Here is a 14959-nt window from a genome sequence, read left to right as displayed (position 1 = left end):
AGGCCCTTGGCAGAAGGCTTCCGGTCTAGCGCATCTCTTGCGACCGAACAACGTCAACGGTCCGTACAAAAGAAAAAAGCGAGGTCGCCCCCGCTTTCATCCGCTTGCGTCACCAGTACATCCGTGATGACGCAATGGGCATTCTATAACAACGCTGCATGACAGACACATGACGCGTTTCTTTTTTCGTAGCAGCTGTTCTGGCAGGAGTCGCAACTGTTTTGGCTTTTCTTGTCGCCAAAATTCTTTAAGACCTGATGGCAGGTAACGCATCCACTGATGCATCTCGGATAAGAGGCTCATGACAAAATTCGACGTACTGACAGTTGGCAACGCCATCGTGGATATCATTTCCCGCTGCAATGATCAGTTTCTGGAAGAGACCAAGATCACCAAGGGCGCGATGAACCTCATCGATGCCGAGCGCGCCGAACTGCTCTATTCGTTGATGGGCCCGGCACTGGAGGCGTCTGGCGGCAGCGCTGGCAACACGGCGGCTGGCATCGCCAATTTCGGCGGACGTGCCGCCTATTTCGGCAAGGTGGCGGAAGATCAGCTCGGCGAAATCTTCCAGCACGATATTCGCGCCCAGGGCGTCCACTTCGAAACCAAGCCGCAAGGAACCTTTCCGCCAACGGCCCGCTCGATGATCTTCGTCACCGAAGACGGAGAGCGCTCCATGAACACCTATCTCGGCGCCTGTGTCGATCTCGGTCCTGAAGACGTCGAGCCATCGGTCGTTGCCGAATCGCAGGTCACTTATTTCGAAGGCTATCTCTGGGACCCGCCACGCGCCAAGGATGCGATCCGCGATTGCGCTCGCATTGCCCATGAAAATGGCCGCGAAGTGTCCATGACGCTGTCCGACAGTTTCTGCGTCGGTCGTTACCGCGATGAATTTCTCGATCTCATGCGCTCCGGCACGGTCGATATCGTGTTCGCCAACAAGCAGGAGGCGCTCTCGCTCTATGAGACCGATGACTTCGATCTGGCGCTGACAAAGATTGCCGCCGATTGCAAGATCGCGGCGGTGACCATGAGCGAGGAGGGGGCCACCATCGTTCGTGGCACAGAACGCATCAAGGTCGAGGCCTACCCGGTTTTCGACGTGGTCGATACGACGGGTGCAGGCGACCTTTTCGCCGCCGGTTTCTTGTATGGCTATACACAGGGGCGTTCGCTGGAAGATAGCGGCAAGCTCGGTTGCCTGGCGGCGGCTGCCGTCATCCAGCAGGTCGGCCCACGTCCCATGTCATCGCTGCAGGCGCTGGCGGAAAAGCATGGCCTCATCTGAAAGCCATCGCTTACTTGAAGGCTTCTCCGGGATAGGCACCCCAGATTTCGCCCTGAGACACCCAGCCGGTCACCTGACCGGCTTCGGCCTTGCACCAGTCGCCGTTGCATTCGCCGATCCTGATTTGTACACCGGGCTCCAGCTTGGCCATAATAGCCGCGCCGGATTGTGGTTCGCGGCGCAGGTTGACATAGACGTCTTTTCCCTTGCCGCGCATCCATGGCGCTGCGACAGCGGTTCGCTCGCCTGAGAGCAGCGCCTGATTGACCCAGCCCTCGGTGCCATCGGCGTCGCGTATTCGCCGCCAGTTTTCATATTCCTGAATGATTTCCACCGGCATGCCGGACTTCATGTACATCCACGATACGGCATAATCGGTGCTCGGGCCGATGCGCATGTTGACGCGTTTTGATTTCAGGCTGACGAAGCGTGGCAAGGGAAGACCACTTGCGCCCTTGGCAGCACCTTGTGCCATCACAGGCGCGCTTGCAGCGTCGAGAAAACCCAGCGACAATGCCATGCAGACAATAAGGACAATGCTACGCATGCCGGTTTCCGTTTCCTTGCGTTTCAGCAATCGAGATGACGATCGGGCCTACCATTTCAACAGTCGATGACGGCAACATGCGAGATTTGTTTGTCTTCGCCGATGGGTCTGGTAGAAACGCCCGTGGTGAAAGAAATTATCGCTCTTTTTGGTTAACGACCTCTGAACAAGGTGCCATCGGACAATGACGAATAAGAAGAGACCGACCGTCTATTTGACACGCAAATTGCCGGATCTGGTCGAAACCCGCATGCGAGAGCTGTTCGACGCGGAGCTGAACATCGAAGATGCCCCACGCACGAAGGCTGAGCTGATTGCCGCCATGCAGACCGTGGACGTTCTGGTGCCGACCGTCACTGACCGCATCACAGCCGATATGATCGAGCAGGCAGGCCCTCAACTGAAATTGATCGCCGGGTTTTCAAACGGCATCGATCATATCGATGTGGATGCCGCCGCCCGCAAGGGCATCACCGTCACCAATACACCGAATGTCTTGACCGAAGACAGCGCTGATATGACCATGGCCCTGGTCCTGGCCGTCCCGCGCCGTCTGGTGGAAGGAACCCGTGTTCTTGCCAATGGCTCGGATGAATGGCTGGGCTGGTCGCCCACATGGATGCTGGGACGCCGTCTGTCGGGCAAGCGCATCGGCATCGTCGGCATGGGGCGCATCGGCACGGCGGTTGCCCGTCGCGCCAAAGCCTTCGGCCTCTCGATCCATTATCATAACCGCAAGCGCGTCAATCCGGCCACCGAAGCCGAGCTCGAAGCGACCTATTGGGACAGCCTCGACCAGATGCTGGCTCGCGTGGACATCGTCTCGGTCAACTGCCCGTCGACGCCTGCCACCTATCACCTGATATCGGCCCGTCATCTGGCGCTGATGCAGCCTACGAGCTACATCGTCAATACCGCACGTGGCGATATCATCGACGAGGCGGCGCTGATCCGATGCCTGATGGACGGCAAGATCGCGGGCGCCGGCCTCGACGTTTTCGAAAATGAACCGGTTGTGAACCCCAAGCTCATCAAGCTTGCCAAAGAGGGCAAGGTCGTTCTGTTGCCGCATATGAGCTCGGCCACCATCGAAGGCCGAATCGACATGGGTGATAAGGTCATCATCAACATCCGCGCCTTTTACGATGGTCACCGTCCCCCAAACCGGGTTCTGCCGGGGCGGGCCTAGACGATATCAGGCAAGACGCTTCGTCATCTCAATAAAGGTCACCCGTGTGTAGCCGGGATGGGAATTTTCCGCCGTCCTCACAAAACCCCATGCCGCAAAGCGACGATGGTTGCCAGCAAGCTCGATGCGTGTTTCCAGCCGCAGCGCCGTAAGTCCCAAACCAACGGCTACCTCTTGCGCTTTACCCAGAAGAGCAAAGCCTACGCCTTTGCCCTGCGCCACCGGGGGAACCGCGAGTTTTCCGATATAAAGGCTGGTTGCTTCCGGCCTCAAGAATATGCACCCCAGCAGGGTCTCGTCCTGGAGCGCAACGAAAGCCATCTCGTCGCGTGCTTTCTGCGCCAGTGTCTCGGGCGTCAGTCGGTGCGCTGAGGACGGTGGATCGATGACGCCGTCCATATAGGCAAAGGACGAGAGGATCAGCGCCAGCAACTCGGAAAACCGTGAGAAGTCGCCGTCGATCTTGACGATATCGATCATGCTTTGGATGCGCGCCGCTTGTACCGCACGGTGTCGAAACGCGCGGCCAGCGCGTCGTAGAGGAGCAGCCGTCCGATCAACGGCTCTCCGGTCCGGGTTATCAGCTTGATGGCTTCCATCGCCATGATCGTGCCGATGACCCCGGTTAAGGCACCGACGATGCCGGTTTCCGCGCAGGATGGCACCACGCCCTCCGGTGGGGGGGCAGGGAAGAGATCGCGGTAACCGGGCCATAACATGCCGTTGGGTCCGGTCTCATAGGGTTTCAGGACGGTCACGGACCCATCGAAGCGACCGACGGCGCCAGTCACCAGCGGCACGCGAGCGGTCTCTGCTGCGTCGGCTGCGGCGTAGCGCGTGTCGAAATTGTCGGAACCATCGATCACCAGATCGAAGGATTTCAGATGGTCATGCGCCCAGACAAGCGAGAATCGTTCTTCGAAATTCTGCGTCCGCACATGCGGGTTTAACTGCGCGATGGCGCGGCGGGCGCTCTGCGTCTTCCGCTCGCCGATGGTGCCCGTATCGTGGATGATCTGGCGCTGAAGATTGGACAGGGATACCACGTCGTCATCGATAAGACCGAGCGTACCCACGCCGGCCGCTGCCAGATAATACAGCACCGGCGCGCCGAGGCCCCCGGCGCCGATCACCAGCACTTTGGCAGCCTTCAGACGCTGCTGGCCCGTACCGCCGATCTCCGGCAGCAGGATATGACGCTTGTAGCGTTCGATTTCCTCGGGCGTCAGCGGATCCAAGGTCTACTCTCCAGACAATATGAAGCGGATTTAAGAACTATCACCCGATGCTTCCATGGGAAACATCGAAAAACTGGGCGCGCTCACCGAGCCCCGCAAACATCGACACGTCCGTGCCGGTCATGAAGCTCTGCCCACCCAGCGCATGGATGAGATCGAACAGTGCAGCCCGTCGCCCTTCATCCAGATGAGCGGCAATCTCATCCAGAAGCAGCACCGGCGCGTGGCCGGTCATGTTGGCCGTGAGTTGCGCATGCGCCAGAACCAGCCCGACGAGGAGTGCCTTCTGCTCGCCTGTCGAACAGCGGCCCGCATCCATGTCCTTCTCTGCGTGGCGCACGAAGAGGTCAGCCCGGTGCGGACCTTCCAGCGTTCGCCCGGCGCTAGCATCGCGGTAGCGGTTGTCCTTGAGCGTCGCCAGATAGGCGTCTTCCAGATCGACCGCAGGACGATGAAACTCGCCGTCCATGAAGCCAGACAGCGTCAGCGATGCGGTCGGAAAATTTGCGTCGTTGCTGCGACTGTCGATCAGCGCTTTCAGCAGGCCCAGCATTTCGTGGCGTGCGACCGCCATGGAAATCCCAAGCTCCGCCATCTGCTTCTCGATGCCTTCGAGCCAGACCGGATCGAAACGACCGTCCGACAAAAGACGGTTGCGGCCGCGCATGGCTTTTTCGAAATCGCTCGCCCTGCGTCCATGGCTTGGGTCGAGCGACAAAACCAATCGGTCGAGAAAGCGGCGGCGGTCGGAAGACGAGCCTGTAAACAGGCCGTCCATCGCAGGCGTGAGCCACAAGACGCGAAGATGATCGGTCAACTCATCGACGGATTTAACCGGCGTGCCGTTCAACCGCAGCCGGCGCGACAGGGTCTCGCCTTCTCCCTCGACCCCTGTGCCGATGGCAACCTCGCCATCCATGCCATCAACCTCGGCAAAGATGGAAAAGCCCGCATGTTCGGCCCCCACCCGCGTGACGTCGGAAAGGATGGCACGTCGCAATCCGCGCCCGGGCGATAGAAAGGAGACGGCCTCCAGCAGATTTGTCTTGCCCGATCCATTGTCGCCCGTCAGCACCACATGGCGCGCGTCGAGGCGCAGCGACACCTCCGCATAATTGCGAAACTCGCTCAGTTTCAGTCGTGAGAGAAAAACCTTGGCAGTCATGCCGCATCCAGAATCGTCATGGGATCATGACCTACAACATGCGCTCGAAAATCGGAATGGATTTTCAGACAAAGCGCATATTGATTGCTGGTCTGGGCGCTACTCCCAGATATCGATGCTGATATCGGCGCCCACAGAGTTCTCGACCACGCGTTTGCCGTTGGGCAGGTCGTTTTCATAAAGCTTGGCGATAATGCCCGCTTCGTCCAGCCCATAGCCGATCCAGCGATCGCGCAGTCGCTGTTCCAGAACCTTAACGGACGGACCCACGAAAATCGAAAAATCGTAGCTGCTTTTCAGATGCACCCAGGGCTCTTCGTTGAGAAGAAGATAATTGCCCTCGGCCACAATGAACCGTGTATCCGGCGCAATGGCCCGGGCGGAGGCGATGGCGATTTCTCTGGAACGGTCGAACACCGGCACGAGCACCTCCTGATCCGCCTTGCGTACGGCGGCGACGATATCGGCAAAGCCCCTGACATCGAAGGTTTCGGGTGCACCCTTGCGCGCAAACAGTCCGCACGCTTGCAAAATGCCATTGTCCAAATGAAAGCCGTCCATGGGCAGGACTTCGGCTTTTTCTCCGCGTCTGGTCAGCTCGCCGTGAAGCGCGTCCGCCAACGTGGACTTGCCGGCCCCGGGGGGGCCGGCAATGGCGACGATGAAGCGGGTATGGTCTGACGCGCGTTTGACGATGTCGTCAGCCATCGCATCCAGTGTCATCGTCATGCCGCGAGCGTCTCTTTCGGAGGTTCCTTGGCACCCGTCATGAAGGCCACGGCGTCAGACATGGTGTATTCCTTCGGGTTGATGACGCAAAGGCGCTTGCCCAGCCGGTGAATGTGAATGCGGTCTGCGACCTCAAACACATGCGGCATGTTGTGGGAGATGAGCACGATCGGCATGCCACGGGCGCGCACATCGAGGATGAGTTCCAGCACGCGACGGCTTTCCTTCACACCCAGCGCAGCCGTCGGTTCGTCCAGAATGACGACCTTGGAACCGAAGGCGGCTGCTCTGGCCACGGCCACGCCCTGACGCTGACCACCCGACAGGGTTTCCACCGACTGGTTGATGTTCTGAATGGTCATCAGGCCCAGCTCGGAGAGCTTGTTGCGGGCAAACTTGTCCATGGCGGAATGATCGAGCTTGCGCAGGACTGTGCCCATGAACCCAGGCTTTCTCAGTTCTCGCCCGAGGAACATATTGTCGGTGATCGACAGGGCAGGCGAGAGCGCAAGGTTCTGATAGACGGTCTCGATCCCGGCATCGCGGGCTTCGAGCGGCGTTTTGAACTGCACGGCCTTGCCATCCAGCCTGATCTCGCCTTCGTCGGGACGGACGGCCCCTGACAGAGCTTTGATCAGAGAGGACTTGCCCGCGCCGTTGTCACCGATGACAGCCAGGATTTCACCTGGATAGAGATCGAAGTCTGCATTGTCGAGAGCGGTCACGCGCCCGTAACGCTTGACCAGACCATGGGCGGAAAGAATGGGTTGCTTTGTGGTGTCTGTGGTCATCACGCGCCTGCCTTTCGGATCCATTGGTCAATTGCGACGGCGGCGATGATGAGCCAGCCGGTCAACATGACTTTCCATTGCGGGTCTGCACCGAGCATGTTGAGGCCCATCGACACCACACCCACCAGCATCGCACCAAACAGAGTGCCGAGAATGGAGCCGCGTCCGCCAAACAGCGAAATGCCGCCAATCACGGTCGCCGTAATGGCTTGCAGGTTATAGTCTGTCACTGCAGCAGAGGGTGAAATCGAGCCGTTACGGCCAATCGCCACCCAGGCTGCAAAGGCTGCGATGATGCCGGCAACAGTGTAGACGCTGAGAAGGACTTTGCGCGTCTGGATACCGGAGAGCTTTGCGGCTTCTGGATCGTCCCCCACGGCATAGACGTGACGGCCCCAGGCCGTGTGGTTGAGAATGTACCAGAGAAGGCCAACCAGAAGCACCATGGCGATGACGCCAAGTGTGAAAATGGCGCTGCCAATGCGGAAATTGGTGGCAAAGACCTGAAGAAGGGGTGCGTTCTGGGACACATCCGTATCGCGAATCGTCTGGTTGGCGGAATAGATGAAATTTGTCGCCATGACGATATTCCATGAGCCGAGAGTCACGATGAACGGCGGTAGTTTGACCACGGCGACCAGAAAGCCGTTGAAGAGCCCACACAATCCGCCGACCACGAAACCGGCCAGAACGGCAACACCGCTTGGCAATCCATAGGTCACAGCCACGTTGCCCATCACGACGGATGAGATCACCATGACGACACCGATCGACAGATCGATACCGGCCGTCAGGATGATGAGCGTCTGCGCCGAGCCAAGAATGCCGACGACGGCAATCTGCTGAAGGATCAGGGTCAATGTATAGGATGAAAAGAAACGACCGCCGATGGTCAGACCGAAAATCGCGATCGACATCACCAGAACGATCAGCGGCACGGCCGCCGGTGTCGAGTGCAGAAAATTCTGCGCACGTTTCAAAAGTGAGATATTTTGCTGTTCGAACGAGGCGACATTCTTGTCGCTGCCATCGAGCACCTGCTCGAATTCCTGAATTCCGCTCATGTTTCCTCCTCCCGCTCGCCAGCGTAAGCCCGCTGCGGGGCTTGATCCTTAGCCGGATAATCTGACTGCGAAAACTTCCGGGCAATGCCAGCCGGAACGGGGGTTCCGGCTGGCCTGATGCTTGTCATAAGCTGGAGATCAGCCCCAGCACTTGGCAAGACCTTCCTTGACGCTGATCGAAGGTACGCCTTCAACCGGCTTGTCAGTTACCAGCGAAACGCCTGTGTCGAAGAAGGATTTTCCTTCGGTTGGCTTTGGCTTTTCGCCTGTGTCCGCGAACTTCTTGATCGCTTCCACGCCAAGAGCTGCCATCATCAGCGGGTACTGCTGCGATGTTGCGCCGATGACGCCATCCTGAACAGACTTCACGCCCGGGCAACCGCCATCAACCGATACGATCAGCACGTTCTGTTCCATGCCGACAGCCTTGAGTGCCTGGTAGGCACCAACAGCGGCAGGTTCGTTGATCGTGTGGATGACGTTGATGTCGGGGTCCTTCTGAAGAAGGTTTTCCATGGCCTTGCGGCCACCTTCTTCGTTGCCGTTCGTCACGTCGTGGCCAACGATGCGCGGATCGACTTCATCGCCGATCTTGTTCGGGTCTTTCGGGTCGATGCCGAAGCCGATCATGAAGCCCTGGTCGCGCAGAACGTCGACGCTTGGCTGGTCAGGCGTGAGGTCGAGAAAGCCGACCTTGGCATCCTTGGCCTTTTCGCCCATCGTGCCCTTGGCCCATTCGCCGATCAGCTTGCCAGCAAGCAGGTTGTCGGTGGCGAAGGTCGCATCAGCCGAATCAACAGGATCGAGAGGCGTGTCAAGCGCGATGACCAGAACGCCAGCGTCGCGTGCCTTCTTGACAGAGGGAACGATGCCCTTTGTGTCGGAAGCGGTGATGAGAATGCCCTTGGCACCGTCGGCGATGCAGGATTCGATGGCGGCAACCTGGCTTTCGGAATCGCCATCGATCTTACCGGCATAGGACTTCAGCGTCACGCCGACTTCCTTGGCCTTGGCGGTCGCGCCTTCCTTCATCTTGACGAAGAAGGGGTTGGTGTCGGTCTTGGTGATGAGGCAAACCGACGTGTCGGCAGCCGATGCGACGGATGCAAAAGAAACGCCAAGCGCAAGCGCGCCGAGAATGGCGGAAACAGTGCTTTTCATGTAGTCCTCCCTGATGAGACAAGTGCTTCTGTTGAAGCGACTGTTGCGGCCCTTCTCCTCCAAGAGCGGAGCCACTGCGACAGATGGAAGCACCAAAACAGACGGCTGTCAATAAATAAATCCAATTGAATTATTAATTCCATATGGCATGTTAAGCCTTCCTCAGCTGAGGGAAACGGGGTGAGAGGACGCCACTTTTTCCAAGCAAATCAAGGCTGGGGAGAGCATATGCAGGCGGCTGAAAACGCCGCTGGCAGGGAGGAAATGCCATATGAGACGCTCAAGCGAGCTTCAACAGCACGCGCCAGCAACCGCACCGGATGTGAGCGGGGGCGCCAATCAGGTGCGCGTTCGCGCCTATAATGAACGTCTCGTCCTGTCGCTGGTGAGACGGCACAGCGGCCTGTCGAAAGCCGAGATTGCCCGCCGAAGCGGCCTGTCGGCCCAGACCGTGTCCGTCATCATGCGCTCGCTTGAAAGCGACGGACTGCTGATCCGTGGAGAACCTCTGCGCGGCAAGGTTGGGCAGCCCTCCACGCCCATGCGACTGAACCCGGACGCCGTGTTCTCCTTCGGTGTGAAAATCGGTCGTCGAAGCGTGGATCTGGTGCTGATGGATTTCGTCGGGCACATCCGCTTGAAGCTGCGCAACACCTACCCCTATCCCATGCCGGAATGGATCATTCCTTTCGTGGTCGATGGCATTGCCGAACTGGAAGCGCAACTCACAGCCACCCAGCGCCAGCGTATTGCGGGCATCGGCATCGCAGCCCCGTTCGAATTGTGGAGCTGGGCGCAGGAAGTGGGTGCTCCGCAGGTGGAAATGGACCGCTGGCGCAGTGTCGATCTGCGGGCGGGAGTAGCCGAAAAGGTTGATTATCCGGTATTCCTCCAGAACGATGCGACAAGCGCCTGTGGCGCAGAACTTGTTTTCGGTGCCGGTCAGAATTACCCGGATTTTCTCTATGTCTTCATCGGCTCCTTCATCGGCGGCGGTGTCGTGCTGAATTCCGCCCTGTTTTCCGGACGTACGGGCGCTGCGGGCGCCATCGGTCCGCTTCCGGTGCAGGGACGAGATGGCTCCACCGTACCGCTTCTCAAGATCGCTTCGATCTTTGTGCTGGAAGACATGCTGCGCGAAAACGACATAGACCCGAAACCGCTCTGGTTCTCGCCGGATGAATGGGTCGATTTCGGCGAACCTCTGGAACGCTGGATCCAGAACACCGCTGCAGCACTTGCCCAGGCTGTTCTCGCCGCAGCCTCGATCATCGATTTCGCCTCCGTCATCATCGACGGCGGTTTTCCAGAATGGGTCCGCGCGCGCATCACCGCCGCCACCCGCAAGGCGCTCGATCTCCACGACCTCCAGGGCGTCGTCGTCCCCGAAATCCGAGAAGGGGCTGTCGGCAGCCAGGCCCGCGCCATCGGCGGCGCAAGCCTGCCGCTGTTCTCGCGTTATTTGCTCGACCAGAACGTGCTGTTCAAGGAAACGACAGGTTGATCGTGCTGACGTGTCTGAAGGTTTTGATGAAGAGGATGGCGGACAGGGTGGGATTCGAACCCACGGTACGCTTTCACGCACACACGCGTTCCAGGCGTGCGCCTTAAACCACTCGGCCACCTGTCCGTCTAAACGTCTGCATGTTTGGAAAACTGCAAATCACTGGAACGGCGCGATATATACCGATGAATTCGCTGGGATCAACCTGAATCTGACAGTTTTTTCATTTGCCGGCCAATTCCTTTCCGTCGCCGCGATTGCAAAGGGGTGTTGGCACCTTTATCCAGTGGGGAAACAGGCCCATAAAAATGCGCCGGTCCATCAAGGGCGGCGCGGTCCTGAACAGCCATCGGCAGAGGTTTTTTCGTGAAAGCGATTTTCCGGTTCATTAGTTTTGTGTGTCTGGCAGCGGCCGTGGGCGTTGGCGTGTTTGATTCGATCCGCTCCGTTTCCACCTCATCGGTAGACCTGATGAGTGCGCGGGATGTCTGGTTTGAGTTTTTTCCCGCCTCGCTCGCCATGGCACAAACGGGTGTCGCGCACTATATTCATCCTGAAGCGTGGCGATGGTTCGAAAATGGCCTTTCGATGGTCCCTGCCTTTGCGGTTCTTCTTGCCCTGTCCCTCCTGTTCTGGATGGCGGGATACAGGAAGCGCAGGGCACTGGGCCGCTTTTCCGCCTAGAGGCGGGTTCGCCACGACCATGACTGCACAAACCAAATGGCGGCATGTGTGCGCGCTAAGGAGAATGCAATGTTCGGGTTTGATACCAAGTCCAAGAAAACCACGATGCCGACGCCAGAGACGGCCTATCCCGGTCGCGATGAAGAAGTCACCGTGCCGGAGCACCACTTCGTCAACGGAAACCCCCTCAAAGGTCCCTATCCCGATCACCTCGAAACGGTCTACCTCGGCATGGGGTGTTTCTGGGGTGCAGAACGTCTGTTCTGGAAAACGCCGGGCGTTTGGGTCACCGCGGTCGGCTATTCCGGCGGCTTGACCCGCAATCCGCATTATCAGGAAACCACAACCGGGCTGACCGGTCATGCCGAAGTCGTCAAGGTGGTCTATGATCCGGCAAAAGTCTCGCTCGGTGCCCTGCTGAAGATTTTCTTCGAGGAACACGACCCGACGCAGGGCATGCGTCAGGGCAACGACATCGGCACGACCTATCGCTCCGTCATTTACACGACGAGCGACGAGCAGCTGACGCAGGCCAAGGCTGCGCGCGATACGTTCCAGCAGGCGTTGAAGGCCGCCGGGCACGATCAGTCGATCACGACGGAAATCGAGCCGCTGGATATCTTCTATTACGCCGAGGATTATCATCAGCAATATCTCGCCAAGAACCCCGGCGGATATTGTGGCCTGCGCGGAACCGGTGTGAGCTGCAACATCGGTTGATCCGAAATTGAGTTGATCGAGAGCGCCTTCTGACGTCATCAAACGTCGAGAGGCGCTTTTCTTTTTGGCAAATGCCTGTTGTAAGGGATGAAAATATCGGCAGTTAACGGTTTTTCCATCGGGTCAAAAAAAGCGGATGAATTTTTCTTGAAGGCGTGCAAGTATCGCCGCGCACAGTCTAGAAAAGGCTGGCGGTTCCGCAGACATGCCCGCTTCAACGGGTTTGCGGGAGGACCCTTTAAAAAACCAAACTGTAACAACAGGGCTGCACAATGAAAAAATCCCTTCTGACGCTTTTCGCGCTGGCCGCGATGTCGGCTTCCGCTTTGGCTGCGGACATCAAGCCTGCGCTGGTCTATGGCACGGGCGGCAAATTCGACAAGTCGTTCAACGAAGCCGCTGCCGCAGGCGCTGAAAAGTTCAAGGCCGAAACCGGTACCGAATACCGCGATTTCGAGCCGACCAGCGACACGCAGGGCGAGCAGGCCATTCGCAACTTCGCCAGCCGCGGGTTCAACCCCGTTGTTGCGGTGTCGTTTGCATGGACATCAGCCATGGAAAAGGTTGCAGCCGAGTTCCCGGACACGAAATTCGCCATCATCGACTCCGTCGTTGAGCTGCCGAATGTGCGCTCTGTCGTCTACAAGGAAGAGGAAGGGTCCTACCTCGTCGGTCTCCTGGCTGGCATGGCTTCCAAGAGCGGCAAGGTCGGCTTTATCGGCGGCATGGACATTCCATTGATCCGCAAATTCGCCTGCGGCTACGCCCAGGGCGCAAAGGCCGCCAACGACAAGATCGAAGTCTTCCAGAACATGACCGGAACCACCGGTGCCGCCTGGAACGATCCGGTTCGTGGTGGCGAGCTGACCAAGAACCAGCTCGATCAGGGCGCGGACGTGATTTACGCGGCAGCTGGCGCAACAGGTCTCGGCGTTCTCCAGACCGCAGCCGATAACAAGAAATACTCCATCGGCGTGGATTCAAACCAGAACCACCTGCATCCCGGTTCCGTTTTGACCTCCATGGTCAAGCGCGTCGATCTGGCCGTCTATAACGCCTTCAAAGACACCAAGGACGACAAGTTCACCGCTGGTGTAACGTCGCTTGGCGTCAAGGAAGATGGCGTGGCCTACGCTCTGGACGACAACAACAAGGCTCTGATCACGCCGGAAATGACGGCAGCTGTGGACAAGGCGAAGGCCGACATCATTGCTGGCACCGTCAAGGTTCACGACTATATGTCTGACAATTCCTGCCCGAAGTGATGTGATCATTTTAACAGGGGCGCATCGCGGCATTCGCGTTGCGCCCTTTTCATATCCAGCCTCCGGAGACATTTGGGTTGACGATGGAACCTGCGATCGAGCTTGTCGGTATCGATAAAAAATTCGGCACCGTGCACGCCAACAAGAATATCAATCTTACCGTTGCCAAGGGCACCATCCACGGCATCATCGGGGAAAACGGCGCGGGAAAATCGACATTGATGTCGATCCTTTACGGCTTCTATTCCGCAGATTCCGGGGAAATCCGTATCGATGGCAAGCCCGTCAACATTCGGGATAGCCAGGCGGCCATCGATGTCGGTATCGGCATGGTGCATCAGCACTTCATGCTGGTCGAGAATTTCTCGGTGCTGGAAAACATCATGCTGGGCGCTGAAGGCGGCATGCTCTTGGCCCAGGGCACGGCGGCAACCCGCAAGGAGTTGAAGCGGCTGGAAAGCGAATACGGTCTCGAGGTCAATCCCGATGCGATCATCGAGGACTTGCCGGTGGGCCTGCAACAGCGCGTCGAAATCTTGAAGGCCATGTATCGCGGCGCCGAAATCCTCATCCTCGATGAGCCGACCGGCGTGCTGACACCGGCAGAAGCCGATCACCTGTTCAAAATCCTCGGCGTTCTCAGGGATCAGGGCAAGACCGTTATCCTCATCACCCACAAGCTGCGCGAAATCATGGCGATCACCGATGAGGTCTCGGTCATGCGCCGTGGCGAGATGGTGGCGACACGCAAGACCTCGGAAACCACGGTCGAGGAACTGGCCGAACTCATGGTTGGCCGTCGCGTGCTTCTGCGGGTTGAGAAGGGCGAAGCCAATCCGGGCGAGGTCCTGTTTTCGGTTCGCAATCTCACCGTCAAGGACAGCCGTGGCGTGACCATGGTGGACGATGTCTCGTTTGATGTGCGCGCGGGGGAAATCGTCGGCATTGCCGGTGTGGCCGGCAACGGCCAGTCGGAATTGCTGGAAGCCATCGCCGGCATTCGCAAGCCCCATTCCGGTGAAATCCTGATGGGCGGCAAGACCGTGGATAGGGTCGACCCGGCTGTCTTGCGCAAGCTGGGTCTGGCGCACATTCCAGAAGACCGCCACCATATGGGGCTCGTCCTGAAGTTCGAGGAGTATGAGAACTCCATTCTCGGCTATCACCGCGATGAGAAATACGGCAAGGGCATGTTCCTGAACCCGGAAGCCATCCGTAAGGATGCCATCGAAAAGATCGAGAAATACGACATCCGCCCACCGAACGCGAATTTGAAGACCGCCAATTTCTCGGGCGGCAATCAGCAGAAGATCGTCGTTGCGCGCGAGATCGAGCGCGATCCGAAAATGCTGATCATCGGCCAGCCGACGCGAGGCGTGGATATCGGCGCCATCGAATTCATCCACCGGCGCATTATCGAAATGCGCGATGCAGGCAAGGCTATTCTTCTGGTGTCGGTGGAGCTGGATGAAATCCGCTCTCTGTCGGACCGCATTCTGGTGATGTTTGCGGGCCGGGTTGTCGGAGAAAAAACGGCGCAAGCTGAAGAACAGACACTGGGCCTGATGATGGCCGGCATCGCCGCATAAGGCAAAGGCTTTAAAGCTC

The 14959-nt window shown here is 58.3% G+C and carries 15 protein-coding genes and 1 tRNA gene; 7 read left to right on the top strand and 9 right to left on the bottom strand.

Features of this window, described 5'->3' with window-relative positions:
- Window positions 1-301: 301 nt before the first annotated feature.
- Entirely contained in the window at window positions 302-1294 is a 993-nt protein-coding gene (locus GGQ73_RS13560) for an adenosine kinase (RefSeq protein ID WP_183896767.1), read from the top strand.
- Window positions 1295-1304: 10 nt separating this feature from the next.
- Here the strand turns inward: GGQ73_RS13560 and GGQ73_RS13555 are convergent, their stop codons facing one another.
- Window positions 1305-1841, bottom strand: a complete 537-nt coding sequence (locus GGQ73_RS13555; protein WP_183896766.1) for an SH3 domain-containing protein — start codon at window positions 1839-1841, stop codon at window positions 1305-1307.
- A 184-nt stretch (window positions 1842-2025) separates the two neighbouring features.
- On the opposite strand from GGQ73_RS13555, the gene GGQ73_RS13550 reads away from it, so the two are divergent.
- Window positions 2026-3030 (top strand): 2-hydroxyacid dehydrogenase, encoded by a 1005-nt coding sequence (locus tag GGQ73_RS13550; protein ID WP_183896765.1) that lies wholly within the window; start codon window positions 2026-2028, stop codon window positions 3028-3030.
- 6 nt (window positions 3031-3036) lie between these two features.
- On the opposite strand, the gene GGQ73_RS13545 is transcribed toward GGQ73_RS13550, so the two are convergent.
- From GGQ73_RS13545 to GGQ73_RS13515, 7 genes are all read right to left on the bottom strand, one after another.
- Window positions 3037-3510 (bottom strand): GNAT family N-acetyltransferase, encoded by a 474-nt coding sequence (locus GGQ73_RS13545; RefSeq protein WP_183896764.1) that lies wholly within the window; start codon window positions 3508-3510, stop codon window positions 3037-3039.
- Window positions 3507-4268 carry a molybdopterin-synthase adenylyltransferase MoeB gene (locus GGQ73_RS13540; protein WP_183896763.1) on the bottom strand — a complete coding sequence of 254 codons (762 nt, stop codon included), beginning with the start codon at window positions 4266-4268 and terminating at the stop codon, window positions 3507-3509. The genes GGQ73_RS13545 and GGQ73_RS13540 overlap by 4 nt, the downstream gene beginning before the upstream one ends.
- 40 nt (window positions 4269-4308) lie before the next feature.
- The gene (gene recF / locus GGQ73_RS13535) at window positions 4309-5433 is read right to left on the bottom strand and encodes a DNA replication/repair protein RecF (RefSeq protein ID WP_183896762.1); all 1125 of its coding nucleotides are present in this window, start codon (window positions 5431-5433) and stop codon (window positions 4309-4311) included.
- 99 nt (window positions 5434-5532) lie between these two features.
- Window positions 5533-6162 carry a nucleoside triphosphate hydrolase gene (locus GGQ73_RS13530; RefSeq protein ID WP_183896761.1) on the bottom strand — a complete coding sequence of 210 codons (630 nt, stop codon included), beginning with the start codon at window positions 6160-6162 and terminating at the stop codon, window positions 5533-5535.
- Window positions 6159-6953 (bottom strand): ATP-binding cassette domain-containing protein, encoded by a 795-nt coding sequence (locus GGQ73_RS13525; RefSeq protein ID WP_234900134.1) that lies wholly within the window; start codon window positions 6951-6953, stop codon window positions 6159-6161. Before GGQ73_RS13525 ends, GGQ73_RS13530 begins: the two co-directional genes overlap by 4 nt.
- Complete coding sequence (locus GGQ73_RS13520) at window positions 6953-8017, bottom strand: ABC transporter permease (protein ID WP_183896760.1); 1065 nt, start codon at window positions 8015-8017, stop codon at window positions 6953-6955. Before GGQ73_RS13520 ends, GGQ73_RS13525 begins: the two co-directional genes overlap by 1 nt.
- 138 nt (window positions 8018-8155) lie before the next feature.
- A complete protein-coding gene (locus GGQ73_RS13515; protein WP_183896759.1) occupies window positions 8156-9178 on the bottom strand; it encodes a sugar ABC transporter substrate-binding protein in 1023 nt (340 codons plus the stop codon).
- Between the two features lie 271 nt (window positions 9179-9449).
- On the opposite strand from GGQ73_RS13515, the gene GGQ73_RS13510 reads away from it, so the two are divergent.
- Entirely contained in the window at window positions 9450-10682 is a 1233-nt protein-coding gene (locus GGQ73_RS13510; protein ID WP_183896758.1) for an ROK family transcriptional regulator, read from the top strand.
- A 36-nt stretch (window positions 10683-10718) separates the two neighbouring features.
- On the opposite strand, the gene GGQ73_RS13505 is transcribed toward GGQ73_RS13510, so the two are convergent.
- Window positions 10719-10808, bottom strand: a tRNA-Ser gene (locus GGQ73_RS13505).
- 240 nt (window positions 10809-11048) lie between these two features.
- Here GGQ73_RS13505 and GGQ73_RS13500 point away from each other — a divergent pair.
- From GGQ73_RS13500 to GGQ73_RS13485, 4 genes are all read left to right on the top strand, one after another.
- Window positions 11049-11366: a hypothetical protein gene (locus GGQ73_RS13500; protein WP_183896757.1), complete on the top strand. Its 318-nt coding sequence runs from the start codon at window positions 11049-11051 to the stop codon at window positions 11364-11366.
- Window positions 11367-11435: 69 nt separating this feature from the next.
- A complete protein-coding gene (msrA, locus tag GGQ73_RS13495; RefSeq protein WP_183896756.1) occupies window positions 11436-12086 on the top strand; it encodes a peptide-methionine (S)-S-oxide reductase MsrA in 651 nt (216 codons plus the stop codon).
- Between the two features lie 272 nt (window positions 12087-12358).
- A complete protein-coding gene (locus GGQ73_RS13490; protein WP_174151744.1) occupies window positions 12359-13351 on the top strand; it encodes a BMP family lipoprotein in 993 nt (330 codons plus the stop codon).
- Between the two features lie 83 nt (window positions 13352-13434).
- Window positions 13435-14940 (top strand): ABC transporter ATP-binding protein, encoded by a 1506-nt coding sequence (locus tag GGQ73_RS13485; protein WP_183896814.1) that lies wholly within the window; start codon window positions 13435-13437, stop codon window positions 14938-14940.
- Window positions 14941-14959: the final 19 nt, after the last annotated feature.

This window comes from Rhizobium skierniewicense (assembly GCF_014196515.1).
GTDB lineage: Bacteria > Pseudomonadota > Alphaproteobacteria > Rhizobiales > Rhizobiaceae > Agrobacterium > Agrobacterium skierniewicense.
This window is presented reverse-complemented; position numbering and strand designations above follow the sequence as displayed.